Raw genomic sequence first — 25,277 nt, forward strand, 5'->3', positions numbered from 1 at the left:
CTCGCCCACAGCACGATCCAACACCACCCAACGGGTCTGCCAGCACCGATCCCCTGCTCGACTACCGTCCGGCGAGTTCGGCGACGATCGGAGCGAACCTGTCGGCGAAGTCGGCGCCGAAGATGAAGTAAGAGAAGCCGATCTCTTCCCGTCGCCGCTGGATTTCCTCGGCGGCGGCCGCCGGGTCATCCGGAAGTACGGTCAGTGCGTCCGCCGCCCGAAGTGCGGCAGGGTCGGTGTCGGGGGGCGCCATGTGCGGCGCGACAGTGTCACCGATAACCGGCACAGCGAGCGCGAGCTCGAGGTCCCCGATGGCGCGGAAGTCGCGTGCCAGCCGCGCGACTTCGGCCCGAGGCTGATCCCCGAGCGCGAAGGTGACCGTGTCCGCGACCTCGGCCGCCAGCGCCCGGGCCTTCGGACCGAGTACGGCCATCGCCACAGGCGTGTGACGGTCGGGACCGTCGAGCTCTCGCAGCGCCCTGACGGTCTCACCTATCTGGGCCAGCCGCTCGTTCGGCGGGACGACGGGCAGTCCCTTGTCGCGGAGCTCGTCCTCGATTCCCGGTCTGCCGGTGCCGATGCCCATCTCGAAGCGACCTTCGGTCAGTAGCGACAGCGAGTGCGCTTCCCACGCCGTCAGCCAGGCCGGGCGTAGCGGAGAGGCGTACACCCACGTGCCCACGCGCAGGTCGGTCAGGGCCGCGACGGTGGCCAGCATGGGACCGGGCGCCGGTTGCGTCTGCGGGAAGTCGGGCACCAGCAGTGTCGAGTAGCCGCTGTCGGCGATGCGGCGCACGCGATCTCGCCACGTCGGCAGGTCGGTTCTGAGCGGGGCAACGACCCCGAATCGAAACGGTCTCGTCATGACTGAATTCCTCTCTGTGTCGGCGAGATCACCTGCCAGCCCCCCTGGGGGAAGCCCATGATCATCTCCCTTCGGTACATCCAGAGACAGAGACGACGGATGCACCCGAAATCCATCGGTGCAGCCGAGATCGTGTGCACGCTTCTGCGAACGCCCTGGACTCGACATTACTGAGCAGTCTCAGGTGATCTCACCATCCGTGGCGAAACCTGCCGAAGGCCAAGCCACGGTGCGGAACGAAAGTCCGCACCGCGGCGAGCATCGGATGGCGCATCGGGAACTACCGCACCCGGAAAACGGTGAGCCGCCAGTCCGTTGAGCGGGTGCGGGCGATGCGGGCGGCGATGGCGAAGTGTTGGCGGCCGCGGTCGTAGGTGGCGAAGACTTCCGCGGTCGAGGCGTCGACCATCATGAGGCCCGCGCGGTAGAGCACGGCAACACCTAGCGTGCGGCCGGGTGCGAGGTCGGCTCGGACTATGGTCCGCACCGCGGAGACCACTGCGGGCGTTGCCATGTTGGTGAGTTGGGCGACGGGGCGGCGGTGGTCGAGTATCTCGAGTGCCAGCCGCAGCGCACGCTCCACGAATTGCTGTGCCGTCGAATCCAATTCGACGACCGGCGGCAACTCGGCATGCCCGGCACTGAGCGCCCGCCGGACACCCGGCGGACCGGATCGTCCGGTCTGATCGTTCCGCGATAACGGCGTACGGCATGGCGACGCACGCGGCGGATCCTCGAATTCCGCGCGGCTCCCTGCCGGACGGTACGGCAACAACGGCGGCTCGGTCCTCGGCGCATACGAAAGCCCCGACGGATGTCGCTCCATGAAGCACCCCCAAATGAGTTCGAACTATTACCCCCAAGCTCGGACCGCGCCAGCATTCCATGAATATCGCAGCAGGTAAACCACCCAAGCGACCGCTCTGGCGTCAAGACAATCAAGATCAGGTGGCACTCGACCGATGCCTGCACAGATTCCACCTGATCTTGATGCGGGTCAGCCGGAGATGCGTGCCAGAGTTTGCAGCGGGTCGGTCAGGACATCGGCGAACGCCAGTTCGGCGGCACCGACCAAGGGCGCATCGTCGGCAAGTGCGGAGGTACGCAAGCGAACCCGCTCACGCACCGCGAGCAATCCGTTCACCGCGAGCCTGCTGCGAACCTGCGCGGCGGAGGCAAGGTAGATCTCGCGAAGCACCCCACCGAACACAACCATCGTCGGGTTGAAGATATTGACCAGATTGGCAACGCCGTACCCGAGCCAATCCCCCACCTGGTGCAACGCATCTCGGGCAGTGGCATCACCACGCGCAGCAGCATCCACGATCGCCTCCACCGCCGCCCGCCCGGTGAGGTCCGTCCGCCCGGCGGCCGCGATCAACGCGAGCTCGCCCGCCTCGGCCTCCAGACAGCCATGCGACCCACACGTGCAAGCCCGCCCGCCCGGATTCACGATCATGTGCCCGACCTCGCCGCCGTATCCGCCCTCACCACCGAGCAGCTTGCCGCCCATGATGATTCCGCCCCCGATACCGACCTCACCGTGCAGATAGATCATGTCCGCAACCCCGACTCCGACACCACGCTCCCGTTCGGCAAGCGCACCGAGGTTGGCATTATTACCGACCACCACGCGCAACCCGAGTCGCTCCGAAAGCAGCGCCCCGACCGGCACATCCACCCACCCGATATTCGGCCCGTACCGAACGACCCCGTCCTCCTCACGCACCATTCCACAGAACGCGACTCCCACACCCACACACACCGTTTCGGGCCCGGAGCCGCGCATCATGTTCTCCGCGAGGTCCACCAGCGCACCGATCACATCATTCGGATCGAATGTCCCGCTGGGGCGGCGTGTTTCCCGCCGATCGAGAACCACCCCGCCCAAGCCGACCCGAGCCACCGCGAGCCGGTCCGCACCGACATCCAGCGCCAACCCGTAGACCCGCTCCGATTCGGGGCGAACCACCAGCGACGGCCGCCCCGCCTTCCCCGTCTGCGGCGGCAGTTCTTCGCTGACCAGACCGGCGGCGGCGAGGTCGGCGGTCAGCGCCAGAATGGTGCTGCGATTGAGCCCCATTCGCTCGGCGAGCGCCGTCCGGGACATGGGTCCGCTGGAGTGGACATGCCGCAGCAGCACGGCAAGGTTCTGCCGCCGGATCTCGTCCGGGGAAGGTGCAGCTCTCATTCGGGCGAACCTCCTCCCGGTCGTCGGTCAACTTCCTGGCAACGCACGCTTGCGCGAGAGCGCATCCACTCCCGCTGCCAGCAGCAGCACGAATCCTGTCACAACGAATTTGGTGCCCGCGCTGTAGCCCATCAGGCCCATTCCGTTATTGATCACCGCGACCACCGCCGCACCGAGCACCGCATCGAGCATCCGACCGCGCCCACCGAACAGACTCGTACCGCCGATCACGGCCGCTCCGACAGCGGTCAGCAACACATCGCTGCCGCCGGTATTCGGATCGACGGAGTTGGCGCGCGATGCCGCGATCAGCCCGCCCACCGCGGCCATTGTGGAACACAGCACGAAGGCGAAGATCTTGATCCGATCGACCGGAATGCCCGCCCGCCGAGCGGCTTCCGTGCTACCGCCGACCGCGTAGATATGTCGGCCGAACGAGGTGCGGTTGAGCACGAACGTCCAAAGCAGCAGCAGCGCAATGATCAACGGCACAACTATCGGCATGCCCTTGAGCGAGTTGATCGCCGGGTTGCGGCTGCGTTCGTCATTGAGGATCAGCACCGCAGCGCCCGCCACCACGGCGACCGCGGCGATCCGAAGTGCGATCACCGGCGCGGTCTCCCCGGTTAGACCAAGCTTGGTGCGTGCCCGCAGTTTTCGGTATTGGATGGCCGCGAATCCGGCCAGCAGCACCACGTACATGACCCAGCCGAGCCAAGGCGGCACATTCTTATTGGCGATCGACAGGATCGTCTCGTCGTGAATCGAGATATTGCGCCCGCCGTCCATGATCTTCAGCGCCACACCCTGCAATGCCAGGAATGCCGCCAATGTCACCACGAACGAAGGGATTCCGATCTTCACCACGATCGTGCCGATGGTCAGGCCGATCGCGACGCCGGTGAGCAGCGAGACGAGAACCGCCGCGTACCAAGGCCATCCCTTATCCGTGAGCAATACCGCGAGCACCGCCGCACACACACCACTGGCGAATCCGGCGGACAGATCGATCTCACCGAGCAGCAGTACGAAGATCAGTCCCATGGCGATCACCGCGATGGCCGCGCCCTGGGTGAGCAGATTCGCGAAATTGCCCTGCGTCATGAACACCGGCCGCGCGATCCAGAACACCACCGACAGCACCGCCAGCGCGATAATCGACGGCAACGCACCCATATTCCCGCTGCGCACCCGTCCGACATACGAGTTGACCAGCTCGGTCACCGGCGAGGACGTGGCCTCGAACTTATCCGTAACCACGGCGCTCATACGCTTGCTCCATTTCCGAGGCCGAGACTTCCGCTACGACCGGCGGTGATCAATTCGACCACCTGCGCGTGCGTCACGTCGGCGGTGCGCACTTGGGCCGCCATCCGGCCGAGATACAGGGCGGCGATCCGATCCGAGACCGCGAAGACGTCGTTCATATTGTGCGAAATCAACACCACCGCAAGGCCTTTGTCGGCAAGTCGACGAACCAACTCGAGCACCTGCTGGGTCTGAGCGACACCCAGCGCGGCCGTCGGCTCGTCCAGGATCACCACTTTGCTGTTCCACAGCACGGCTTTCGCGATCGCCACCGTCTGGCGTTGACCACCGGACAGACTCGCCACCTGCTGTCGCACCGACTTCACCGTCCGAACCGATAAGCCCGCCAGAGTCTTTCCGGCCAGCTCCTCCATCCCGTACTCGTCGAGGACCAGGCCGTGCTTCTTCTCCCGGCCGAGGAACATGTTCTGCACGATGTCGAGGTTGTCGCAGAGCGCGAGATCCTGGTACACGATCTCGATCCCGAGATCGGCGGCGTCACGCGGACTGTGCACACGCACCGGTTTGCCCTCGAACAGGAATTCACCCGAATCGATCGGATGGGTGCCGCCGATGCACTTGACCAGGGTGGACTTGCCCGCGCCGTTATCGCCGACCAGTGCCGTCACCTCACCCGTGTACGCGGAGAAGGCGACCTCGTGCAAGACATGGACGGGACCGAAACTCTTTTCTATCCCGCGTAATTCGATGACCGGGGTCTCCGGCATGGGTACAGCTCCTCAAGTTGGGGCGCCCCTTCCGCGGTCCCCTCATCGAATCGCGGAAGGGGCGGTGTACACGATCAGCGGACCCCGTTATCCGCGCAGAGCTTGGCGAATTCGCCGGTGCACAGCTCGGCCTTGGTGACGTAGCCGTCCGCGACAACGTCGTTCACGTTCTCCTTGAAGATCGCCTTCGGTTCCAGCAGCACCGCGGGCACTTTTGCCTTCGCTTCGGGATCGTCGACGGTGCTGGTCGCCTCGCCCTTCTCACCCTTCGCGAGCGCGATCGCCAACTTCGCGCCGGCGTCGGCCTCCTGCTTGACCGCCTTGTAGACGGTCATGCACTGATCGCCCGCGAGCACGTTCTGCAGGCCCTGGACCGTGGCATCCTGGCCGGTCACCGGGATCTGGCCGTTCAGCTTCTGCTTCTTCAGCACCGCGATCGCGGCATTGCCGAGCCCGTCATTGGCCGCGAGCACACCGCCGAGATTCGGTGTGCCGGTGAGCATCTGCTCGAAGATGGTGCCCGCCTTGGTGTTATCCCACTCCGGCACCGCCTGATCCGGTCCCTTCGCATACTCACCGGAATCGAACTTCGGCTTCAGCACGCTGTCGTAACCATTCTTGAAAAGCGTCGCGTTGTTGTCGGTGGGACTACCGTTCAGATACGCGACGATCGGATTGACCGCCTTCTTGTCGGTGAGGCACTTGGCCAGCCCGTCCCCCATCAACTTGCCGACCTTCACATTGTCGAACGACACATAGAACGGCGCCCCGCCGCCGAGAGTCAGTCTGTCGTAATCGATGACGGTCACCCCCTGCGACTTCGCCTTTTGAATCACAGCCTTGCCGGTCCCGCTGTCGAGGTTGGTGATCATCAGCACCGAGGCACCTTTGGTGATCATCTGATCCGCAATGGTCTGAAAGGCGTTCTTATCGCCCTGCGCGTTCTGGATATCCGCCTTGATCCCCGCCGCGTCGAACGCGGCCTGCAGATACTTCCGATCCGCCGTCTCCCACCGTGCGGATGACTTGCTATCCGGCAGGATCACCCCGATCTTGGCGCCCCCACCGGCGTCCTTGTTGTCGTCCCCGCAGGCAGTGAGCGAGGTGAGAAGCGCGACCGATACGGCCGCAATGCCGAGGATCCCCTTACGCATGAGGGCGAGCCTTTCGTCGAACCACCGCCCGATCAGACCGGGCGGTCGAGCAAGAGCGAATGTTGTTCGACACAACATATTGCACTGTGACCCGAAGCACAGCCGTTTCGCAAAGATATTTGTTGTTCGCGATAACAATCCGGCCACAGTGAGACGCGGCCCCGATCGACGGTCCACGCATCGCCCCACCGAGTAGCGTTACCCCAACCGCCGTCGACGCAGAGGACCCCGCCGATGCCGCTCGGAATCAACAAGATCCGCCAGGTGAAACTCCCCGTCAGCAACCTCGCCAAAAGCGTCGCCTGGTACCGCCAACTCCTGGACCTCGAACCCGTCTTCGAGTTCTACGAGGAAGACGCCGTCCGCGGCGTAGTCCTCCTCGAACCCAACGCCGACCTCCACATCGGCCTCCGCGAACGCGCCTACTGCGCGAGCCACCCCCACCTCAACGACTTCGACGCCTTCGCGCTCAAAGTCGACTCCCTAGAAACTTTCACCGAACTGATCAAGCGCGCCGAGGAACTAGGCGCTCCCCACGGCGAGATTCACGACCGCGGGCCGTATGGTGCCGCCCTCGACATCAGCGACCCTGACGGCACGGTGATCCGGTTCCTGTACGAACCCGACACCTACCCAACCGGTTTCGCCGGGCTTGAATTCGGGCCAGACGGCACACCGATCGGTTACGAGCAACCGCGGCTGAGCGATAAGCCATGAATCCGATTGGGCCCGTTCGCCTCGAGGGCCGTAGCGATCTCAGATCCACGGTCCAGAAGCCGAGATCACTCATCACATCGCTGTCGAGGGGAGCCGCCCTGACCGACGACACCTCCGCAGCGCAGCTCCGCGCCGACGACCACAAAGTGAGCGGGTGCGCGGAGACGATCCCCCGCGATCGCCCACGCCGTTTCGCATGAGTGCCTGCCCTCTCGCGCCTGTCAGCTCCGCAGCGAGACCGCCAGAGCCGCGCCAAACCGAACCGGAACAGCGGGATTCGATACCGAATGGGCCTGGACGATGCATAGCGCGATCATTTCCGCGCGAGTCGGACGCACCGAACGTCGGGGCGAGTCCTCGGCCGACCACATTAATGGGCAGCCACCACCTCACATGCCGCGGACGAACTCGCGGTAGAGAAACTTCTGATGAAGGCTTTCCAGAGTTCCCGAGTACCGACGGAATGGGACGAGCGCCAGGCGGAGGGATCTGGTGATGGGGATGCCTGTGCCCCAGTCCGCAACGCAAGCGACGGCGTCGATCAGACCGGCCTCCGTCTCGTTGGTCTCCGCGGAGTCGAGGCCGAGGCGTCTGAGGGGACACCTGCGTCGAGACGGCATACCACGCTGCAGAATTCACGGCCCTCTGGGAAAACGAATTGGCTGGTGCCGTCGATCGGGTCGATGACCCAAGTCGGGTCGCCGGATGTGGGCAACTTTGGATCGTCTTCTTCTGCGACGAATCCGGAGCCGGGGAAGTGCTGCTCAATAGCGTTGACTATCGCCTCTTGCGTCGCCACATCAGCCTCGGAGAGGAGGGTGTTGTCGGCTTTCGGTCGACGTGCAGGGCCGCCAGATTGCGTCGATACCGGCTGAGCAACGGCATCAGCTGGTCATCGAGTGCTTCCCACAACGATCCAACGCCACTCACGCGGCCCTCCCGCACGTTGTTGTGCTTCGTTGAGCGTCGCGGCCCGGTACCCGGACAGTAGCCGTAACCGGCGCGGCCGGTTCACCAGAGCTACGGTGATTGCCCGACCGGCGATTCGATGTGCGACCGCTCAGAATCAGTACCTCGCTCCGTCTACAGTCACATGAAGCTCACCGTTCAGACATTCCTGACCCTCGACGGCGTTATGCAGGCCCCTGGCGGGCCTGAGGAAGATTCCAGCGACGCCTTCACCCACGGCGGCTGGCAGGCCCCCTTTCCAGACCAGGCTGTAGGCGAGTTCGTCACCGAGCTCAACAGTCATGCCAGCGCGTTCCTGTTCGGCCGCAGAACGTTCGACATCTTCCGCGGCTACTGGCCTGATCAGACCGAACCCGGCAATCCCATTGCCACGGCGATCAACTCGCTGCCCAAGTACGTCGTGTCCAACTCGCTCAGCGCGGCCGATGCCACGTGGCGCGGCGAGCACCCGGATACCGCTCGCCTGCTGACGGGCGACGTCGTCGCGGCGGTGCGGGCGCTGAAGGACGAACCCGGGGACGAACTGCAGATCTGGGGAAGCGGCAAACTGCTCCAGACGCTGTTGCAGCACGAACTCGTCGACCGCTTCCGCCTGATGACGTTCCCGCTGGTGCTCGGCTCCGGTCGGCGCTTGTTCAACGACGGCATCCTCCCGGCGACGATGCGCCCTGTCGACCTCACGCTGACCGATCTCGGCATCGTCCTCGGCACCTACGAGCCAGCCGGCCCGGTTCGCCACGGCCAGATGTAACCAGCTGCGGGGCTGTGCAATAGGTGCAGCAACTCGCTCGCTCGGAAGTCCAGGGCACCTCACCCAAAGACGGATGGCGGCGAACTCCGTACCAGCGGTGGTCGTTGGTCTGGGCCCCTTGCCCGCCACACCCGCCACGCTCTGTCGAGGGGTCAGGGATTGGCGAGCCTGCCGGGCTCGGGGCCGGTGAGCTGGTCTTGCGAATATTTCCGGAACGCGACGACCAGGCGGTTGCGGTCGTCGCGGCGGTTGGCCAGCACGACGTGAGCCGGGTCCACGCCGTGCAGCGGGATCGCTGTCACGTCGGGACGAACCGCCGACAAGTGGAGGCCGGCGGCGATGGCGATGGCCTCACCGGCGGCGATCACTTCGAGTTTGTCCTCGATGGCGTCGATGATCGGACCGTCGGGCGCGGGGCGACCGTCGGGGCGGGGATCGATGCGCCAATAGGCACTCCAGTCCGGGTCCGACTGCCGTAATCGGGGCACGGGTTCATCGGCGATGTCGTCGAGCGTGACGTATTCCTTGCCGGCCAACCGATGGTCCACCGGCATGAGCACCACGCGCGGTTCGTCGTACAGAACTGTGACGTGCAGTCCCTCGGTGGGAAACGGCAGGCGCGAAACCAGTACGTCCACCCGGTGATCGAGCAGCGCGGCCGGGACATCGGTCACCGACACGTGCACTGCGCGCACCTCGGCGTCGGGATGGCGGTGGCGCATCTCGCGCACGACGGAGGTGATGATCAGGTTCCCGGTGTAGCCGATCGTGACGCGGGCGGACCGGGCGGCGGCGCGGGTTTGCGTGACGACCCGGCTTGCGGTGCGAAGCAGCGCTTTCGCCTGCGGTAAGAACACCTCGCCGGCCTCGGTGAGCCGGCTGCCCTGTGGGCCGCGGTCGAGCAGCCGTGCCCCGAGTTGCTGTTCGAGCCGGTTGATCTGGCGGCTCAACGACGGCTGCGTGACGTGCAGAGCCGCGGCGGCACGACCGAAATGCCCGTGCTCGACGACGACGGTGAAACAGTGCACCAGCCGCAGGTCGAGATCCACTGCGGGCGAGGGCACTTCGCTCATGACGCCACAGTAGCCCCATCGATATCGTGCTGGCGCCCCCGGCGAGATGCAGTGATGCGTGAATCGTATTGCCTGATACGAAAGAGTCATTGGATCACGAGGATCACCCGGCACCAGAGTGGACGTATCGGCCCGACACTGTCGGGCGTGCTCAACGGACTCACTCGGAGGAAAAAGCCCATGACGATCAACACGGTGGTGGACACGGCGCGTCGAGCGCTGGGGCCGGTCGGTGTGAGTCTGCCGGTCTCCTTCACCAGCACACCGCCGGCCGACCAGCAACGAGACGCAGGCCGCCGACTCGAACGCGCTGGTTACCACACCGTCTGGACCAACGAGGTGATCGGCAAGGACGCGTTCGCGCACCTGGGGGTGCTGCTGGCCGCCACCGAGCAGATGACGGTGGGCACATGTGTGGCCAACATCTGGGCGCGACCGCCGCAGACCGCGCACGCTGCGGCGGGCTACCTCACCCAGGCCTATCCCGAACGCTTTGTTCTCGGTCTCGGGGTCGGCTATCCACAACAGGCCGAAAGCGTGGGAAGACAATTCGGCGACCCGCTGACCACCGTCCGCGACTACGTAACCGGCATGGACAGTCAGACCTGGCCACCCGCCCCCGACGCGGCGTATCCGCGGATCCTCGCGGCGAACGGGCCCAAGATGCTCGCGCTCGCCGCAGAGATCACCAACGGCGCACTGCCCGCCGGGTTGCCTGTAGAACACACCGCGCGGGCCAGGGAGGTACTCGGCCCGGACAAACTGCTCGTGGTCGGGCTTTCCGTGGTGGCCGACGACGAACCCGACCGAGCCCGCGACACCGCGCGGCAGGTGGTATCCGCCTGGTCCCAGCGCCCCTCCTTCCGAGCGGTCCTGGCCGACCTCGGCTACACGGACGAGGAGCCCAACGATCAGGTGGTGGACGCGCTCGTCGCACACGGCACACACGACTCGATCGCGCGGAAAGTGCACGAGCACCTGGCCGCCGGAGCCGACCACGTCACCCTGCTGCTACCCATCGGAACCGAATTCGCCCCCGGCATAGACCATCTCGTCCACCTCGCTCCAGCCCTGAATACCCACGACTGATTACCCAGCACACCCCATGGCCGAAAGCCCAGCGGCATCCCGTCTGGGGTGAGGGGATACGGTGTATTTCTCGTCTGGGTTCATGAACTGTTCGATCGCGGGTGATGGCATGTCAGGTGCGATTTCACGAGTCAGGTGCAGGTTCAGTACAGCTTCTTGCCGGTTCTGCTTCCGGTGCGGGACATGGTGATCGATCAGTCGTGGCTGCCTGCGCATCCGACGTTTGCGGTGGGGACGCATACGTTGCCGGGTGGTAATCCGGGTCTTGTGGATGTGAAGACGGGCGATGGTACGTGGGGCGCGTATATCGAGCATGCGGGGGCGCGGTGTGAGTCCGGCGCAATATCCTCGCAGGGGTGGTATTGAGGAGTTGTGGTGGATAGGTGTCCGGTTGGGATCTCCGGTCGAACTCGGTGGCGGGAGCATGGTGGGTGGCGTGGGGCGGTTCGGGACGCTGAACTGCCTGGCGGGCAGCAGGTTTGGGTGGTCAGTGGGTATGACGCGGTGGCGGAGTTGTTGGCGGATGCGCGGCTGAGTGTGGATAAGCGGAATTCCGCAGGTGGGTATTCGGGGTTTTCGTTGCCGCCGGCGTTGGATCGGAATCTGCTGAATTTGGATGGGGTGGAGCACGGGCGGCTGCGGCGGCTTGCGGCGCCTGCGTTTTCGCGAAGGTCGGCGGATTCGCTGAGGAAGGTGGTACAGCGGATCAGCGAGGCCACGTTCCGATCGCTGGATGAAAATGCCAGTGGCACAGTCGATCTGCTGGATCAACTGTGTGTTCCGGTGCCCGCGCTCGTGATCGGTGAGCTGCTCGGTGTGCCCGCTGATCGGTATCGCGAGTTGCGCGACGCGGCTACGGCGATGGTGACGTTCGATGCCTCATCGAAGGAGTCCGCGGTCCGGTTGGCGGAGGCGGTCAAGTGGCTGGCGGGGGTGTTCACGAGTGTGGTGCGAGCCAAGCGGGATGAGCCGGCCGATGATCTGATCAGTGGGTGGGTGCGGGCTCGGGATGACGCGGATTTGTTGTCCGAGGACGAGTTGATTTCGCTGGCCTTTCTGATGATGCTGGCGGGGCTGGAGAATGTGGTTCATCTGTGCGGCAACATATTTGCGGCGCTCTTGGCCACCGGTGTACCAGCAGACTGGAAGGGTCGGCGTGGCGAGTTGATGGAGGCCGCCAATCCGTTGCCGTTCGCTATTCGGCGATTCGCGGTCAGCGACTTGACGATTGGCGACCGGATCATCCCCAAGGGCGACACCGTGCTGTTGTCGGTATTCGGCGCCGATTCGGATCCTGCCCGCAATGGGCGACCGAGCCTGATGTTCGGGCGCGGACCCCACTATTGCCTGGGCGCACAGGTCAGCGATCTGATCGTCGACGCGGTGGTGCCGGAGTTGTTCGTTCGGTATCCGCGAGTGCGCCTGGCTGTGCCGGAATCCGAGCTCGAGTATCGGGCATCATGGCGGTCTCATGGGTTGGTTGCGTTGCCGGTGATGCTCCGGGAATGATTCGGGTCCCAAGAGAATTCGGTAAGAATGCACGGCATGAACGAAATGGTTGCAGTCAGGGCGACGAGCGCGGCTCCGGATCGTCCGGTCGACAATCCGTCCGACGAAGCCCTACACGACCTGCTCGCCAGCATGAACTTCAGGTATCCGTACGTCATTGTCGAACGCCCGAATCTGGTTCCGCTCGGCCACTACTACATCCAGGTTCATATGGATGAGCAAGTGGATCCGGAGGATGGTCACGGATACTTCGTCGAATACCGCAACGGCGGGCCCGATCGACATTTCCGAGCCACCGTGCACGATACGCAGCCGTGGGGCAGTGCATACTCGCCCGCCCTCGAGCTGGTGGTGAAAGCGGTGCAGGACTGGGCTTCTCAGCGGCCTGGCTGGCGGGAGACACTGTCGTGGGAGCGGATCGACTTCCAGAACTAGGCGAGCCTCTATTAGCACCCCGTCCAGATAGGTTGCCGCGCCATCAGATCCGGTTCGCCCGTCGAGCGCAGTCGAAACGCGGCACGACGCGCCCCGCGGTACCGCCATTCGACTGCGCTCGACGGATCTCGATTACCTCAGAAGTTAGCTGGACGCGGGCGGCCGCGCGCCCGAGATCAGGCGGAGCGACGGGTGCGGTGCTCCGCGACGTGCACGCGGGTCGAACAGCGGGTGGAACAGTATCTGCGCCTGCCGTTGCGTGAGGTGTCGACGAAGACAACGCCGCACCCCGCGCGAGCGCAGCGTCCGATGCGGCCCGGATCCTCACAGAAGAGCTCCGCGAGTCCGGCCGCGGTGTAGGCCTTGACTCGCTCGTCGGTGGGCGCATCCTCGCGGGCGTAGTGCAGGTGGGGGGCGCGGCCGTCGTGGGTGGAGATGTAGGGCTGGCTGGTGGTCTCGGCCAGTAAGGCGTTGAGCAGGTCGACGCTCGGTTCGGTGAAGACCTCGTCGAGACGCACTATCCAGCGGCGCAGCTCGGCGGTCTGGCGGGCATTGAGGGTGCCGACTGGCTTGTAGCCGGAATCGGCGAGCAGTTGCAGCAGGTCTTGCCGCGGGTCCGCGTTCACCAGGCGGGCGGCGAGTTCGGCCGCCGCGCCTCCGTAAGGGTTGAAATGCACTAAGTCATTACATCAGGCTGGATGCATGATCGCTACCTGCCCTTCTTGCTCCTGGTCGTCCCCCACTCTCGTTTCCTCGCACGGCGCAACCAGCTACCTGCGCTGCATCTGTGGGCGGTGGCTGATCAGCGAGCACGGATCGGTGGTGGCGCTGGCAGGGACCAGCACGATGGGCCTAGCCGATGCCCGCCCGCCACTCGGTGGCCAGCACTGACCAGACCTCCACATCGAGCCGCCGCCCTCGATGCGGGTAAAACTCGCGCAGCACACCGTCTTTGGTCATTCCCAACCGCCGTGCCACGGCGATGCTGGCGTGATTCGGCGACGCGACCAGCCACTCCACGCGGTGGATGGCCGCGCTCCTCGATAGCCCAGTCGATGATCACGCGGGCGGCCCGGGTCGCCAGGCCACGGCCCGCGGCCGAGGGCTCCAGCCAGCAGCCCGCTTCGGCGACGCCGAGTGCGAGGTCCATCGTTCGGAACAGGACGCTGCCGACCAACTTGCCGTCCAGCCGGACCCCTTGATCCGGCCGGTGTCGGACGTCGCCTTCTCCGCGTACTCGCGCAGGTAGGTACGGCTCGACTCCAGATCCGTTACGGCGTCGGCAACTTTGATGTATTGCCCGATGGACTCCCGCCCCCGGTCCATATGTTCCAGGAACTCCGCGGCATGCCGCGGTTCGAGCGGGCACAGCTCGGCGCCGTCCGCACCGAGGGATATCGCGAACATCGTGACCTTCCGTTGGTAGCTACTGCCGGAGCCTGCGTCCTCCCGTGGTTTTGTTGCGGTACATCGCGGTGTCGACGGCGTGCATCATTTCGTCGATGTCGGTGGGGCGGTCTTCGACGAAAACCGTTCCGATGCTTGCGCCTACGACAACGGGCCGCCCGGCCACCTGTATCGGGGTGCCGAGCCCGTCGAGCAGAAGCGCGGAAATTGTTTCCAATTGCTCTGTGCCAGTGCACTTCTCGACGAGTACGATGAACTCGTCGCCGCCGATTCGCGCGACCAATCCACCGACGGATTCGACGGATTCACGAAGACGCTGGGCAACGTCGCGTAGCACCCGATCCCCTACCGTATGCCCCCACACATCGTTCACTTCCTTGAACCCGTCGAGGTCCAGATAGCAAACACCAACTGGCGGAACGGCATCGGCCAGTCGATTGAAGAAGAGGACACGGTTGGGTAGACCGGTCAGGCTGTCGTGGTTGGCATCGTGCCACAGCTGGTCGGCCAGTTGTTTGCGTTCGGTGACATCGACGGCGACACCGATCAGGAAGCGGACCTGCCCACTGTTGTCGCGGACCGCGGACATGGACAGGTCGATGCTGGTGATGGTGCCGTCGCGTCGGAGATGGTCGGTTTCGAGGCGGAAGCGGTCGGTCCGACCGCTGAGTAGGTGCTCCAAATTGGCATATGCGTCACCGATATTCGCGGGACCGAGCAATTCGGCGACCGACCGACCCGGCATCATCGCCGCGGGTAGTCCGAGCATATCGGCCATGGCCGCGTTCACCTCCAGTACCCGGCCGGTGACGTCGACCGTCCCGATCCCAACCGATGCTCCCGCGAAGACCGCTTCGAACCTGGCCTCCGACAATTGCCTTCGCACCTCGGCCTCCTGCGCGGCCGAAAACACCGCTGCGAGTGTGGTTTCCTGCTCCCCTAACGCCGCGTTCCGCAGCGCAGAGGTGAAACCCGCGGCGAACTCGGCAGCGACAACTATCGCACGCTCGCGAACTGGCTCGTAATCGGATTCGGTTCCGGTTGGGCATATTTCACGAACGATCTCCCGGCAGATAACCAGAACTGAACGGCTGACGGCGATTTGGTCACGATAGTTCGCCGCGACGAGCACCGCGGCGGCGTCCTGCGCGACCGTGACCTCCCGCGTCCCGCGCACGGCCGCGATCAGCACATCGGCGAGTTCCGCTAGCAGAGTTTCGATTTGGCTTCGGGTGAGGATCGGAGCGACGGCGCCGTCGAGCGCATCCGCCCATCGCATCGCCAGCTCACGTGTCCCCACACGAATCCCCTGCCACGGCTCCGGTCAAACCTTCCGGCCGACGCCCGCCAGGCCGAGCGATCGGCCCGGCGTCTCGTATAGGTCGCGTTCGGATTCCGGTCGCCAGGCGGGTAGCTCGACGACGCCGGGTTCGACCAGCTCCCACTCGTCGAACATCGCGGAGATGCCGTCCTTCGAACGGAAGTGGATGCCGACGCGGGTCACATCGGCCGCATTGCGGCCGAGCTTGCCCGCATCCTCGGGGCGCGACTCCGATGTCAGGTGCGAGATCGCGACGTAGCTTCCGGCGGGGACGGCCGCATGCAGGGCGGCCACCTTCTCGACCGGCCGCTCCTCGTCGGATAGCAGGTGCAGCACCGCCACCAGCAAAACCCCGACCGGTTGCGCGAAATCGATGAGGCCGGTCTCGCGGACTCGGGCGAGCAGCTCGTCGGGCTTGCGGAGGTCCGCTTCGATGGCCGCGGCCTTGTCGTTGTCCACCAGGATCGCGCGGGCGTGGGCGACCGCGACCGGATCGATATCGGCGTAGAGCACGCGAATCTCCGGATCCACCGACTGCGCGACCTCGTGCACGTTGCCCGCGGTCGGAATGCCCGAACCGATATCGAGGAACTGACGCACGCCCAGGTCGGCCAGGAAGCGGACCGCGCGGCGCAGGAAAGCCCGGTTGCTCAGCGCCAGGCGGGGCAGGTCGGGCACCAGCTGTTTGCCGGCCTCGGCGGCCTTGCGATCGATCTCGAAGTTGTGTGAACCGCCCAGCAAGGCGTCATACATCCGTGCCGGACTCGCCTGTTGCAGATCCACGCCCTCGGGCGCCCACGCCGGCCTGTCCATCGCAACCCCTCTGCATTCACCATCGGACCAACCATCCAGATCCGCACCGCCGGATACCGCGTTGTTGATCACCGAATGGTGCAGTCCGCAATAGTAGTCGGGCCGGTCGGTCCGAATGATCACGAATTCGCCACTGTTGATCTGGGCCTTCCACGCCTGTTCCATATTCATACATGCGCATGAGTGCAAGATCCGCTACGCTGACGAACGGCAGCAAAATCAACTGGAAGGGGCGTTCGACTATGGGCGAGCAGTGCGTGTCGCCGAAGCGGTCCGCAGTGGTGGTCAGCGAGGCTGAACACATCTTTCATGACCATTCGCATGACCACGCACAGTCCGGCCATTCGGACAAACGCGGCCACAGCCACGACCACGGTGTCTCGGCGGATTCGAATCCGCGCTGGCTGGCCATCGCGCTCGGCTTGATCGTCGCGTTCATGGTGGCCGAGGTGGTCGTCGGCCTGCTCGCGCAATCGCTCGCGCTGATCTCCGATGCCGCGCACATGCTCACCGATGCTGCCTCGATCGTGCTCGCGATGATCGCGATCCGGTTGGCTCGACGTCCGGCGCAGGGGCGATACACCTACGGGTTCAAGCGGGTCGAGATCCTTTCGGCGCAGGCCAACGGGATTACCTTGCTGCTGCTCGCGGCGTGGTTCGTGTACGAGGGCATCAATCGGCTGATCAATCCGCCGGATGTCGAAGGGCCGCTGGTGTTGATCACGGCGCTGGTCGGGATCGTGGTCAATCTCGCCGCCGCGTGGAGCATCAGCCGCGCCAACCGGACCAGCCTGAATGTCGAGGGAGCATTCCAGCACATCCTCAACGACCTCTATGCCTTCATCGGGACCGCCATCGCGGGCGCGGTGGTGTGGTTGGCCGGATTCGCCCGTGCCGATGCGATCGCGGCACTGGTCGTCGCGGCATTGATGATCAAGGCGGGCTGGTCCCTGGTCCGGGAATCGGGGCGGATCTTCCTGGAGGCCGCGCCCGCCCATCTCAATCCAGACGCCATCGGGGCGCGCATCGTCGCGCTCGCGCAGGTGACCGAGGTCCACGACCTGCACGTTTGGCAGATCACCTCCGGACAGCCGTCGCTGTCGGCGCATATCCTCGTCGACAACGCTGCCGACTGCCATGCGATTCGTTCGAAGATCGAGACCGTGCTGCACGACGAATTCGGGTTGGAACATACGACTTTGCAGGTGGACCACTCGTCGGAGCTGACGGTTTCAGCCGACGATGCGCATTGCGTGGAGGCGCATGGGCCGGTGCACCGGTCCTGACCGGCGCTTGACCTTCGAGCTACCTGAGACTCCATGATGAGCGGGTGGCGGGCGATGGGTTGATCACGATCGGCGGGTTGGCGCGGGCCTGTGGGCTCACGGCCAGTGCGCTGCGGTTTTATGACGATTGCGGGTTGCTGGTTCCGGTTCGGGTGGATGAGGCGACCGGATATCGGTACTACAGCGAGGCGCAGGTCGAGCGCGGGGTGATGATTCGGCGGCTGCGGGGAATCGGGGTGCCGCTGGAGGTTGTTTCGGAGATTTTGAACGGAGACATGGCACGGGCGGGGCGGTTGCTCGATGAGCATGTGGCGGAGCTTGCGAAGCGGGCTCGGGAGGCTGCTGCGGTTGCGCGGGTGATCAAGCAGGAGATCGGGGCGGGGGTGGTGTTGTCCGCGGCGGTGTTGGCCGCGGCCATCGAGCAAGTGCGGTCGGCGGCGGCGTTGGATCGTGAAATACCGGTGTTGGCTGGGGTTTTGGTGGAGTCGGATGCGGATTCGGTTACGTTGACGGCCACGGATCGGTATCGGCTCTCGACGCGGGCGATGGTGCCGGTGCGGCCGAGTGGTGGGGCGTGGTCGGCGGTTGTCGATGCGGGTGAGTTGGGCGGAATCGGTTCCTGGCTGCGGGGATTGGATGAGGTGACCGTGCGCGCTTTGGACGATGGGCTCGTTCTGGCCGGTGACGACTCCGAGCGTCGGTGCAGGACCATCAATGAGGCGTTTCCGGACTATCGGGCGATGTTGGCTGGGCTGGGTGTGGTTCGGACGCGAGTGGTGGTGAGGCGGGATGCGTTGCTCACAGTGCTCGAGGCGGGCGGTGGGGCACCGGTTGTCTTCGCCGTCGATCAGTCTGGGCTTGTGGCGACCTGCGATGGGCAACTCAGGCCCAGCTCATCCGGCTCATCCGGCTCACCGGGCTCACCCAGTTCGCCTGGGTATACCGACCCACTTGCGCGCCCGCGCATTCCGGCAACCGTCACCGGTCGGGGTATCGAACTTGCGGTCTCCCCCACGACATTACGGCCCGCATTGGTGAGTGCGATCGGTCCGGAAATCATGCTCGATATCGCTGCGGCCGACGCACCCGTGGTTGTTCGTTCCGCGACGGACGGTGAGTTGACCACGCTCGTTATGCCGACTGCCATTCCGAATTCGAAGGAGTACGGCGCATGAATGCCGCTACGGAAACCATGGCAGCCATTACACAGGCGGTCGAGCTCGGGCGAACAGGCTCGCCGGAAGCCGCGCGGGAGGCGCTGCTCGGGATATGGGCGGCGCTCGGTCCGCAGGGTGATCCATTGCATCGGTGCACGTTGGCGCACTATCTCGCGGATCTGTATGACGATGCGGCACAGGCGCTTTGCTGGGATGTCCGGGCGCTGGACGCGGCGGACAGTCTGACCGATGAGCGGTTGCATCAGCATGATGCGAATTTGGAGGTGCGGGGCTTTTACCCGTCGCTGCATTTGAATCTGGCGGACAACTATCGGCGGCTCGGTTCATTCGATGCGGCGCAGTGCGAGATCGGCGCGGCGCGAGAGTGTGTGGATGCGCTCGGTGATGACGGTTACGGGGCAATGATTCGCACCGCGATTGATGAAGTCGCCGAAGCGATTCGGACGCGGACGACCGCTCGACGGGCCTCCGCGCCAAATGCACGAGAACGGTGACACGCTCGTTAACCCCGGTCGCGGACTACCCATGACCGTCCGGAAATAGCCGGACGCTTGTCGACAGCTCTGACAATCTCGGGGTTCCCGATCTGCCAGCGTGGGTTTGGGTGATGGGAGACAGCATCCGAGCCCAAGACCGACATCACCGGTCCGACACGGACGAGACGGGTTTGCCCGGGCACAGCTCGATGTAGGCGATGTCAGGTGAGATCCAGTCGTTCCACTGCTCGCGGCTCGGATTCGCGGCCAGCTTGTCGCACAGCACGTCCGCCCAGGCGACAGGCGCGGGAAGCACACCTCGTCCCGGCTGGAATGGCTCATGAACACCCGATACATGGGCAAATGGTGGCTCCGGACAGCATCAAGTATCGCGAGTAGTGGACTACTCGTTCAGCGCCGCGAGCCCGATCCCTCGCCAATCAACGGCGGTGGCGGGTTGACAGCTGGGGCGATATGTCCGCTCACGCCGGCAGGGGGCACTCGCGCGGGTGACGGATACGGCCCGCAGTGACAACAACCTGTCGTCACATTCACCGCAGAAGTGAGCGCGCGGTTGGTGCGAGTCGTAGTTGATCTTCCCGCCTGGACTGGAGTTTCGACAGTTCCGGCTGCACCTCCTCGATCCAGGTGCGGGAGCTGGACAGCGCATCGAAGTGGGCGTCGAGTGCGGCGGAATCCTCGAAAAGCGCTAACCAGACGAAGACGGTTTCCTCTCGAACTGGAAGCGCTGCAAAGGTATTGGGGGTGGGATCGGTCTGGAGGTAGGCGATCGGAGTGGCATCGGTCTCGACCAGCAGTGGCCGCAGCCGGTTCTCGAAGAACTCGGTGAACTCGTCGAGCGGGCCTTCCGGGTAGTAGACGGTTGCCAGCACTCGTGAGCGAGGCAGCTCGGTTGCCGCTGCACCAGGACGCTCGGTCGGGAGCGTGAAGTTGGATGTCGCGGTGGCGGGTTGCAGCAGCAGTGCGTTCGTCGTGTCCACCATGGTCGCGCGGACGGCCGGAGCGTGTTCACGCCATGCGGCTCCGTCGATATAGAACGCTTTCAATGCGGTGCCGCGGGATGGCATGTCGTGGAAGGCGCGGAGCCAGACGAAGCGGTCCGGATCGTCCTCGTCGCGGAATTGCGCGATTATGCGCATTCCGACCGCCTCCTGGGTCTCCACGAGTTCCCGATCGAACAGCTCGATGAGCACATCCCGCGTGCCAGGGTGCAGGGTGTACTGCCTGAGTTCGACTACCGGCCAAAGATTTTCGGTCACAAACTCATCGTGCCGAGCTCGAGTGCCGACCGCGATCGACTAACTGCCCATTTTCGCCGGATTCCTGCCAAAACACTTCAGTCCGTCTGCGCGGCCGGGGGTAACGATCGAGATATTCATCGAGGCACGGTTGACTATGCCCATGAGTCGCTTACCCACCCTCGTCGTCGTGAGCGGACCGCCGGGCGCCGGGAAGACAACACTCGCGCATGCCCTGGCCGCCGAGGTGGGGTGTCCCGCGATCTGCCGGGACGAAATCAAGGAAGGCATGGTGCACGGGCGGCCGGATTTCGCGGCAGAACCCGGTGACGAGTTGAGTCTGCTTACACTGCCGACGTTCTTCGGTGTGCTGGAGCTGTTGTTGCGAGCGGGCGTCACAGTGGTGGCGGAGGCGGCATTTCAGGATCGCCTGTGGCGGCCGGGCCTCGAGCCGCTACGGGGTCTGGCCACTATGCGAGTGGTGCACTGCGAGGTCGAGCCTGCCATCGCGATGGCGCGGATTCATCGGCGCAAGCGCGAAAACCCTTTGCGGCGAGCACATTCCGGGCCGAATACGGTTGCATCCGATGTCCACCGCGTGTTCGACCGCGTATCGCTGGATGTGCCGGCGATCGAGGTCGACACGACGGACGGTTATCGACCTGGCCTCGATGAGATCGTGGCATTCGTCAATAGCCACCGGTAACCGCTCTCCTAGGCCGAGTGCCGTCGCTCGGGCGGGCATTGCCGTCGCGAACACGGCAGCGGAACCGGATTGCCGCCAGGCCATCGGGCCGACGAGCTTTTCCGGACGCCGCGGACTTACGACTCCTCGGGAACGGCGAGGGACATGTCGGCGATTCGGGTCGGGTCGGCGATGATGTCGATGGTGGTTATCCGTTGGGCGGTGATTGTGAAGGCCAGCAGTAGGTTCAGGTTTCCGCTGGGGGCAACGACCAGGCCCATGTGGCCATCGATGAGGGCGGGGCGGGTGTAGGGGGCCTGGCTGGAGAACATCAGGGCGCTGGAGGCGACGCGGCGGGCGCCACTCATGCGGATCGAGTGTCCGCTGGGGGCGGCGACGGCGTCGGCGTGCAGTTCGACGTCCGGGTCGAGTACGGCTATCAGTGCGTCGAAGTCACCGGTGCGGGCGGCCTGCAGGAAGGCGTCGACGACCACACGTTCATCGGCGATGCGGTCGGTCTCGGCCACAGGTGCGCCACGGACGCGGCGGCGGGCGCGGGCGGCCAGTTGTGCGGCCGCGGCGGGGGTGCGGCCGAGGATGGGCGCGAGTTCGGCGTATGGCAGATCGAAGAGGTCGTGCAGTACGAAAGTCAGCCGCTCAGCGGGTGTAAGGGTGTCGAGCACGACCAGTAATGCGAGCCCGACCGAGTCAGCCAGCACCGCCTCTTCTTCCGGATTCACGCTGTCCGCGGGGATGGCGGGCAACTCGGTCGGTAGCGCGCCGACCGGGTCTTCACGGCGGGCCTTGCGGGCGCGCAACATATCCAGGCAGATGTGGGCGACGACTGCGGTCAACCAGTTCCGCAGGTTGCGCACGCCTGCGGTGTCGGCGCGGTCCAGCCGCAGCCATGCCTGTTGAACGGCGTCGTCGGCCTCGTTGGCCGACCCGAGCATGCGGTAGGCGACCGCGCCGAGGTGGGCGCGGTGGTCTTCGAAGCGCTGCGCTAGCCACTGGGTCTCGTCGGTCATCGGCGGTCTCCTTCCATCCGATTCGTCCGTCATGTCGATGGGTCGTGCTCCGTCATATCTATGACGGCCGAAACCGCGGTGGCATGACACGCCCGCGGATCCACCTCGGACAGGAGGACGAGCTGATGCGCGAGACATCTGAACTGCGCCCCACCCTGGAGCCGACACCGGACCGGCGGCGCTGGCTCGCACTGGTGGTATTGCTGGTGGCCGGGTTCATGGACCTACTCGATGTGACGATCGTGAATGTGGCGCTGCCGACGATCCAAAGCGATCTGAACGCACCCTACGCGGATCTGGAGTGGGTGGTGTCGGGTTATCTGCTCGGATTCGCGGCCATGCTGATCACCGGCGGCCGACTCGGCGACCTGATCGGCCGCAAAACCATCCTGCTCGTCGGCCTTACCCTTTTCACGCTCGCATCGCTGGCATGTGGAATCGCGCCGGGCCCGGCGTGGCTGATCGCCGCACGGATAGTCCAGGGCGCGACGGCGGGGCTGATGATCCCGCAGATCCTGGCGATCATGTACGTATCGTTCCCCGCCGCCGAGCGCGGGAAGGTGCTCGGCATCTGGGGCGGTGTGCTCGGCTCAGCATCGGTGGCCGGGTTGATCGTGGGCGGAATCCTGGTGCAGGCCAACCTTTTCGGCTGGGCATGGCGGCCGATCTTCCTGGTCAATGTGCCCGTCGGGGTGCTCGCGATTCCCGCGGCGATGGTGCTGGTGCGACAGTCTCGCTCGGCCACGGCGGATCGATTGGATCCGATCGGCACCGTGCTCGCGATCGGCGCGGTACTGCTGCTGGCGTATCCGCTGACCGAGGGACGCGCTCTCGGCTGGCCGGTCTGGACCTTCGTGCTGATGGCCGCAGCCGTGCTGGTTCTCGCAGTATTCGTCGCCTATGAGCGTCGCCGAAGCGAAACGGTCGGTTCGCCGCTGGTGGTGCTGAATCTGTTCCGGGAGCGCACATTCAGTACCGGTATGGCGGTGTGGCTGTTGTTCTGGATCGCCCTGGGCGGCTACTTCCTGGTGTGGACGCTGTATCTGCAAGCGGGACTCGGCTGGACGCCGCTGCGGGCCGGACTGAGCGCAGCGCCGTTCGCCATAGCCGCTGCCGCGGGGGCGGGAACCAGTGTGGAGCTGTTCGTGCCGCGGTATGGGCGGTTGGTTCTGCTCGCGGGCGCGATCATCAATGCCGCCGGGTTCGGGCTGTACCTCTATCTGGCCGCGCACTACGGCCCCGGCATCACCTCCGCGCAGATGTTCGCACCGCTCGCGATCAGCGGATTCGGGTTCGGACTCTTCGTCGCCCCCACCGTCGACCTGATCTTGTCCGGAGTTCCCGGCCACGATGCCGGGTCCGCATCCGGACAATTGTCGACCATCCAGCAGGTCGGCATGGCGCTCGGCGTCGCGCTGGCCGGAGTCTTCTTCTTCACCCAAATCGACAACACCTCCGCCCACGGCACCGCCGCGGCCATCCCTGCCCTCCAACAGCAACTCACCGACCTGAACATCCCGGCCTCCGCCCAAGACCAGATACTCACCCAGTTCCGCGCCTGCGTACACGATCGCTCGGCCGCCACCGACCCCACCGCCATTCCATCCAGCTGCCGGCCCGCACCCGGACAGCCGTCCTCTGAGCCGCTGCAACAAGTGCTGACCAACGCGGGGCTAGAAGCCAACGCGCACAACATGTCTCGCACGTTCGCGCAAACACTGTGGTGGGCCATCGGCATTCTCGTCGCCGTCGCCGCAGGTGTGTTCGCACTCCCGCGCCGATTGACCGCAGAACCCGAAACCAATTGGCCCGGCGTGGATTCTCTTGCATCGGATGCCGTGCACTGAGACGGCCCAGCCGGTGCTGGACGAGCACTATGGACCGCATCCGACGCCACCGGAACCAAGACCTTCAGCTCGAGCGGCGGCCGATGCGACGGCTGGCAAACCACTCGATATCGGCGGCCCTATGACCTGCGTCATCTCAGGAAAGGCGGACGCTGACCGGACGCTATTCCCTCGTGGTCACCCAAAGCCCGAACCGCAGCACGTACAAAGTCGAATTCCGTGATGCCGACCACGCGGTCGTCTTCGACTCCGCAGGCACCCGCCTGTACGAACTCGAGCGGTTCTGAGCGTTTGCTGTGCCAGACTGCACTGGTGCCCGAGACCGGTGAACTTGTTACAAATGTTTCCGACACCGCCCGCTGGGTGGCCGCTTTCCGCGCCGCCGAATCCGCGCGTCCGGACGCCCTCTTTCACGATCCCCTCGCGGACCGAGTCGCCGGGGAGCGGGGCCGCGCCATAGCGGCCCACACACCGCGCTTGATGCGCAATGGCTGGAGTCTGGTTACGCGGACCAAACTCATCGACGACCTGATTCTGAAGACCATCGCGGAGGGCTGCGATCGGGTGGTCAATATGGCCGCGGGTATGGATACCCGCCCGTACCGTTTGGATCTGCCCAGCGAATTGCCTTGGATAGAAGCAGATCTCCCCGAATTGGTCGCCGAGAAGAACGCGCTGCTGAACGGGGAGTCGCCGCGCTGCGCGTTCACCCGCACGCCGGTGGATCTCACCGATCCCGAGGTGCGGGGGCAGTTCCTGGACGAGGCCCTCGAGGGTGCGCAGCGGGCGCTGGTGCTCACCGAGGGGCTGGTCTACTACCTCGGCGACGACGATGTCACCAGCTTGGCCGCGGCGCTGGTTCGTCCTGAAATCGCTTGGTGGGCACTGGATGTCAATAACCAGGCGGTTGTGAAGCGGATGAGCAAAGCCGCCGCCGAACTACTGGCCAATGCCCCCTGGCAGTTCGGTCCGGTCGATCCGCTGCGCTTCTTCGCCGACCTCGGCTGGACGGCCGACGAGGTGGAACCGCTGGCCTCGGCGGCACACCGGTTCCACCGGCTGCCCTGGTTCATGAAGCCGTTCATGCTCTTCCCACAGCCGGATCCCCACGGGCCGATCGAAAATTCGCGGACGCCTTGGAGTGCGGTGGTGCGGCTCGAGCACACACCATCAAGCCTCTAGCTCGCC

Annotated in this window: 27 protein-coding genes; 11 read left to right on the forward strand and 16 right to left on the reverse strand. The window is 65.0% G+C overall.

Annotated elements, in window-relative coordinates:
- Nucleotides 1-61: 61 nt before the first annotated feature.
- The 6 genes from ACFYOW_RS26410 to ACFYOW_RS26435 all read right to left on the reverse strand — a co-directional run bounded on the left by ACFYOW_RS26410 (nt 62) and on the right by ACFYOW_RS26435 (nt 6,246).
- The gene (locus ACFYOW_RS26410; RefSeq protein WP_387292195.1) at nt 62-865 is read right to left on the reverse strand and encodes an LLM class flavin-dependent oxidoreductase; all 804 of its coding nucleotides are present in this window, start codon (nt 863-865) and stop codon (nt 62-64) included.
- A gap of 280 nt (nt 866-1,145) precedes the next feature.
- On the reverse strand, nt 1,146-1,691 hold the full coding sequence (locus ACFYOW_RS26415; protein WP_387292197.1) for an Rv3235 family protein: 546 nt from the start codon (nt 1,689-1,691) through the stop codon (nt 1,146-1,148).
- Between the two features lie 171 nt (nt 1,692-1,862).
- Nucleotides 1,863-3,056: an ROK family protein gene (locus tag ACFYOW_RS26420; protein ID WP_387292199.1), complete on the reverse strand. Its 1,194-nt coding sequence runs from the start codon at nt 3,054-3,056 to the stop codon at nt 1,863-1,865.
- A gap of 27 nt (nt 3,057-3,083) precedes the next feature.
- A complete protein-coding gene (locus ACFYOW_RS26425) occupies nt 3,084-4,325 on the reverse strand; it encodes a sugar ABC transporter permease (protein ID WP_387292201.1) in 1,242 nt (413 codons plus the stop codon).
- Nucleotides 4,322-5,092 carry an ATP-binding cassette domain-containing protein gene (locus ACFYOW_RS26430; RefSeq protein WP_062987696.1) on the reverse strand — a complete coding sequence of 257 codons (771 nt, stop codon included), beginning with the start codon at nt 5,090-5,092 and terminating at the stop codon, nt 4,322-4,324. The genes ACFYOW_RS26425 and ACFYOW_RS26430 overlap by 4 nt, the downstream gene beginning before the upstream one ends.
- 74 nt (nt 5,093-5,166) lie before the next feature.
- Nucleotides 5,167-6,246, reverse strand: coding sequence for a sugar ABC transporter substrate-binding protein (locus ACFYOW_RS26435; protein WP_387292203.1), 1,080 nt, complete (start codon nt 6,244-6,246; stop codon nt 5,167-5,169).
- Between the two features lie 234 nt (nt 6,247-6,480).
- On the opposite strand from ACFYOW_RS26435, the gene ACFYOW_RS26440 reads away from it, so the two are divergent.
- On the forward strand, nt 6,481-6,963 hold the full coding sequence (locus ACFYOW_RS26440) for a VOC family protein (protein WP_387292205.1): 483 nt from the start codon (nt 6,481-6,483) through the stop codon (nt 6,961-6,963).
- Nucleotides 6,964-7,504: 541 nt separating this feature from the next.
- Here ACFYOW_RS26440 and ACFYOW_RS26445 read toward each other — a convergent pair.
- The gene (locus ACFYOW_RS26445; protein WP_387292207.1) at nt 7,505-7,762 is read right to left on the reverse strand and encodes an inositol monophosphatase family protein; all 258 of its coding nucleotides are present in this window, start codon (nt 7,760-7,762) and stop codon (nt 7,505-7,507) included.
- A gap of 294 nt (nt 7,763-8,056) precedes the next feature.
- Here ACFYOW_RS26445 and ACFYOW_RS26450 point away from each other — a divergent pair, with 294 nt between their 5' ends.
- Nucleotides 8,057-8,683 (forward strand): dihydrofolate reductase family protein, encoded by a 627-nt coding sequence (locus ACFYOW_RS26450; RefSeq protein ID WP_387292209.1) that lies wholly within the window; start codon nt 8,057-8,059, stop codon nt 8,681-8,683.
- Nucleotides 8,684-8,835: 152 nt separating this feature from the next.
- Here the strand turns inward: ACFYOW_RS26450 and ACFYOW_RS26455 are convergent, their stop codons facing one another.
- On the reverse strand, nt 8,836-9,756 hold the full coding sequence (locus tag ACFYOW_RS26455; RefSeq protein ID WP_387292211.1) for a LysR family transcriptional regulator: 921 nt from the start codon (nt 9,754-9,756) through the stop codon (nt 8,836-8,838).
- A gap of 186 nt (nt 9,757-9,942) precedes the next feature.
- On the opposite strand from ACFYOW_RS26455, the gene ACFYOW_RS26460 reads away from it, so the two are divergent.
- The 3 genes from ACFYOW_RS26460 (at nt 9,943) to ACFYOW_RS26470 (ending at nt 12,789) form a co-directional block, all read left to right on the forward strand.
- Complete coding sequence (locus ACFYOW_RS26460) at nt 9,943-10,845, forward strand: TIGR03620 family F420-dependent LLM class oxidoreductase (RefSeq protein WP_387292421.1); 903 nt, start codon at nt 9,943-9,945, stop codon at nt 10,843-10,845.
- A gap of 483 nt (nt 10,846-11,328) precedes the next feature.
- On the forward strand, nt 11,329-12,354 hold the full coding sequence (locus ACFYOW_RS26465) for a cytochrome P450 (protein ID WP_387292213.1): 1,026 nt from the start codon (nt 11,329-11,331) through the stop codon (nt 12,352-12,354).
- A gap of 36 nt (nt 12,355-12,390) precedes the next feature.
- Nucleotides 12,391-12,789 carry a hypothetical protein gene (locus ACFYOW_RS26470; protein ID WP_387292215.1) on the forward strand — a complete coding sequence of 133 codons (399 nt, stop codon included), beginning with the start codon at nt 12,391-12,393 and terminating at the stop codon, nt 12,787-12,789.
- Between the two features lie 176 nt (nt 12,790-12,965).
- Here the strand turns inward: ACFYOW_RS26470 and ACFYOW_RS26475 are convergent, their stop codons facing one another.
- From ACFYOW_RS26475 to ACFYOW_RS26495, 5 genes are all read right to left on the reverse strand, one after another.
- Entirely contained in the window at nt 12,966-13,466 is a 501-nt protein-coding gene (locus tag ACFYOW_RS26475) for a CGNR zinc finger domain-containing protein (protein ID WP_387292217.1), read from the reverse strand.
- 125 nt (nt 13,467-13,591) lie between these two features.
- Nucleotides 13,592-13,939 (reverse strand): GNAT family N-acetyltransferase, encoded by a 348-nt coding sequence (locus ACFYOW_RS26480; RefSeq protein ID WP_387292219.1) that lies wholly within the window; start codon nt 13,937-13,939, stop codon nt 13,592-13,594.
- The gene (locus tag ACFYOW_RS26485; protein WP_387292435.1) at nt 13,849-14,196 is read right to left on the reverse strand and encodes a hypothetical protein; all 348 of its coding nucleotides are present in this window, start codon (nt 14,194-14,196) and stop codon (nt 13,849-13,851) included. Before ACFYOW_RS26485 ends, ACFYOW_RS26480 begins: the two co-directional genes overlap by 91 nt.
- A 19-nt stretch (nt 14,197-14,215) precedes the next feature.
- Complete coding sequence (locus ACFYOW_RS26490) at nt 14,216-15,496, reverse strand: diguanylate cyclase domain-containing protein (RefSeq protein ID WP_387292221.1); 1,281 nt, start codon at nt 15,494-15,496, stop codon at nt 14,216-14,218.
- Nucleotides 15,497-15,520: 24 nt separating this feature from the next.
- The gene (locus ACFYOW_RS26495; RefSeq protein WP_387292223.1) at nt 15,521-16,501 is read right to left on the reverse strand and encodes an SAM-dependent methyltransferase; all 981 of its coding nucleotides are present in this window, start codon (nt 16,499-16,501) and stop codon (nt 15,521-15,523) included.
- Nucleotides 16,502-16,572: 71 nt separating this feature from the next.
- Here ACFYOW_RS26495 and ACFYOW_RS26500 point away from each other — a divergent pair, with 71 nt between their 5' ends.
- The 3 genes from ACFYOW_RS26500 to ACFYOW_RS26510 are packed head-to-tail and all read left to right on the forward strand — an operon-like array spanning nt 16,573 to nt 19,288.
- Nucleotides 16,573-17,616: a cation diffusion facilitator family transporter gene (locus tag ACFYOW_RS26500; protein ID WP_387292225.1), complete on the forward strand. Its 1,044-nt coding sequence runs from the start codon at nt 16,573-16,575 to the stop codon at nt 17,614-17,616.
- A gap of 44 nt (nt 17,617-17,660) precedes the next feature.
- Complete coding sequence (locus tag ACFYOW_RS26505) at nt 17,661-18,791, forward strand: MerR family transcriptional regulator (RefSeq protein WP_387292227.1); 1,131 nt, start codon at nt 17,661-17,663, stop codon at nt 18,789-18,791.
- Nucleotides 18,788-19,288 (forward strand): hypothetical protein, encoded by a 501-nt coding sequence (locus ACFYOW_RS26510; RefSeq protein ID WP_387292229.1) that lies wholly within the window; start codon nt 18,788-18,790, stop codon nt 19,286-19,288. Before ACFYOW_RS26505 ends, ACFYOW_RS26510 begins: the two co-directional genes overlap by 4 nt.
- A gap of 145 nt (nt 19,289-19,433) precedes the next feature.
- Here ACFYOW_RS26510 and ACFYOW_RS26515 read toward each other — a convergent pair whose 3' ends face one another.
- Complete coding sequence (locus ACFYOW_RS26515; RefSeq protein ID WP_387292231.1) at nt 19,434-19,586, reverse strand: hypothetical protein; 153 nt, start codon at nt 19,584-19,586, stop codon at nt 19,434-19,436.
- Nucleotides 19,587-19,821: 235 nt separating this feature from the next.
- Nucleotides 19,822-20,550 (reverse strand): NIPSNAP family protein, encoded by a 729-nt coding sequence (locus ACFYOW_RS26520; protein ID WP_387292233.1) that lies wholly within the window; start codon nt 20,548-20,550, stop codon nt 19,822-19,824.
- Nucleotides 20,551-20,692: 142 nt separating this feature from the next.
- Between ACFYOW_RS26520 and ACFYOW_RS26525 the strand changes: the two genes are divergently transcribed.
- Nucleotides 20,693-21,235: an AAA family ATPase gene (locus ACFYOW_RS26525; RefSeq protein ID WP_387292235.1), complete on the forward strand. Its 543-nt coding sequence runs from the start codon at nt 20,693-20,695 to the stop codon at nt 21,233-21,235.
- Between the two features lie 116 nt (nt 21,236-21,351).
- Here the strand turns inward: ACFYOW_RS26525 and ACFYOW_RS26530 are convergent, their stop codons facing one another.
- On the reverse strand, nt 21,352-22,242 hold the full coding sequence (locus ACFYOW_RS26530; RefSeq protein ID WP_387292237.1) for a sigma-70 family RNA polymerase sigma factor: 891 nt from the start codon (nt 22,240-22,242) through the stop codon (nt 21,352-21,354).
- A gap of 125 nt (nt 22,243-22,367) precedes the next feature.
- On the opposite strand from ACFYOW_RS26530, the gene ACFYOW_RS26535 reads away from it, so the two are divergent.
- Both ACFYOW_RS26535 and ACFYOW_RS26540 read left to right on the forward strand, forming a co-directional pair.
- Complete coding sequence (locus ACFYOW_RS26535) at nt 22,368-24,089, forward strand: MFS transporter (RefSeq protein ID WP_387292239.1); 1,722 nt, start codon at nt 22,368-22,370, stop codon at nt 24,087-24,089.
- Nucleotides 24,090-24,401: 312 nt separating this feature from the next.
- Entirely contained in the window at nt 24,402-25,271 is an 870-nt protein-coding gene (locus tag ACFYOW_RS26540; protein ID WP_387292241.1) for a class I SAM-dependent methyltransferase, read from the forward strand.
- The last annotated feature ends 6 nt before the right edge of the window (nt 25,272-25,277 follow it).

This window comes from Nocardia sp. NPDC006982 (assembly GCF_042869435.1).
Classification (GTDB): domain Bacteria; phylum Actinomycetota; class Actinomycetes; order Mycobacteriales; family Mycobacteriaceae; genus Nocardia.

Bases quoted from the DNA above. Each gene is read 5' to 3' on its own strand.
- ACFYOW_RS26410 (WP_387292195.1), bottom strand. From the start codon at position 865: ATGACGAGACCGTTTCGATTCGGGGTCGTTGCCCCGCTCAGAACCGAC.
- ACFYOW_RS26415 (WP_387292197.1), bottom strand. From the start codon at position 1,691: ATGGAGCGACATCCGTCGGGGCTTTCGTATGCGCCGAGGACCGAGCCG.
- ACFYOW_RS26420 (WP_387292199.1), bottom strand. From the start codon at position 3,056: ATGAGAGCTGCACCTTCCCCGGACGAGATCCGGCGGCAGAACCTTGCC.
- ACFYOW_RS26425 (WP_387292201.1), bottom strand. From the start codon at position 4,325: ATGAGCGCCGTGGTTACGGATAAGTTCGAGGCCACGTCCTCGCCGGTG.
- ACFYOW_RS26430 (WP_062987696.1), bottom strand. From the start codon at position 5,092: ATGCCGGAGACCCCGGTCATCGAATTACGCGGGATAGAAAAGAGTTTC.
- ACFYOW_RS26435 (WP_387292203.1), bottom strand. From the start codon at position 6,246: ATGCGTAAGGGGATCCTCGGCATTGCGGCCGTATCGGTCGCGCTTCTC.
- ACFYOW_RS26440 (WP_387292205.1), top strand. From the start codon at position 6,481: ATGCCGCTCGGAATCAACAAGATCCGCCAGGTGAAACTCCCCGTCAGC.
- ACFYOW_RS26450 (WP_387292209.1), top strand. From the start codon at position 8,057: ATGAAGCTCACCGTTCAGACATTCCTGACCCTCGACGGCGTTATGCAG.
- ACFYOW_RS26455 (WP_387292211.1), bottom strand. From the start codon at position 9,756: ATGAGCGAAGTGCCCTCGCCCGCAGTGGATCTCGACCTGCGGCTGGTG.
- ACFYOW_RS26470 (WP_387292215.1), top strand. From the start codon at position 12,391: ATGAACGAAATGGTTGCAGTCAGGGCGACGAGCGCGGCTCCGGATCGT.
- ACFYOW_RS26480 (WP_387292219.1), bottom strand. From the start codon at position 13,939: ATGGACCTCGCACTCGGCGTCGCCGAAGCGGGCTGCTGGCTGGAGCCC.
- ACFYOW_RS26485 (WP_387292435.1), bottom strand. From the start codon at position 14,196: ATGTTCGCGATATCCCTCGGTGCGGACGGCGCCGAGCTGTGCCCGCTC.
- ACFYOW_RS26495 (WP_387292223.1), bottom strand. From the start codon at position 16,501: ATGAATATGGAACAGGCGTGGAAGGCCCAGATCAACAGTGGCGAATTC.
- ACFYOW_RS26500 (WP_387292225.1), top strand. From the start codon at position 16,573: ATGGGCGAGCAGTGCGTGTCGCCGAAGCGGTCCGCAGTGGTGGTCAGC.
- ACFYOW_RS26510 (WP_387292229.1), top strand. From the start codon at position 18,788: ATGAATGCCGCTACGGAAACCATGGCAGCCATTACACAGGCGGTCGAG.
- ACFYOW_RS26525 (WP_387292235.1), top strand. From the start codon at position 20,693: ATGAGTCGCTTACCCACCCTCGTCGTCGTGAGCGGACCGCCGGGCGCC.
- ACFYOW_RS26530 (WP_387292237.1), bottom strand. From the start codon at position 22,242: ATGACCGACGAGACCCAGTGGCTAGCGCAGCGCTTCGAAGACCACCGC.
- ACFYOW_RS26535 (WP_387292239.1), top strand. From the start codon at position 22,368: ATGCGCGAGACATCTGAACTGCGCCCCACCCTGGAGCCGACACCGGAC.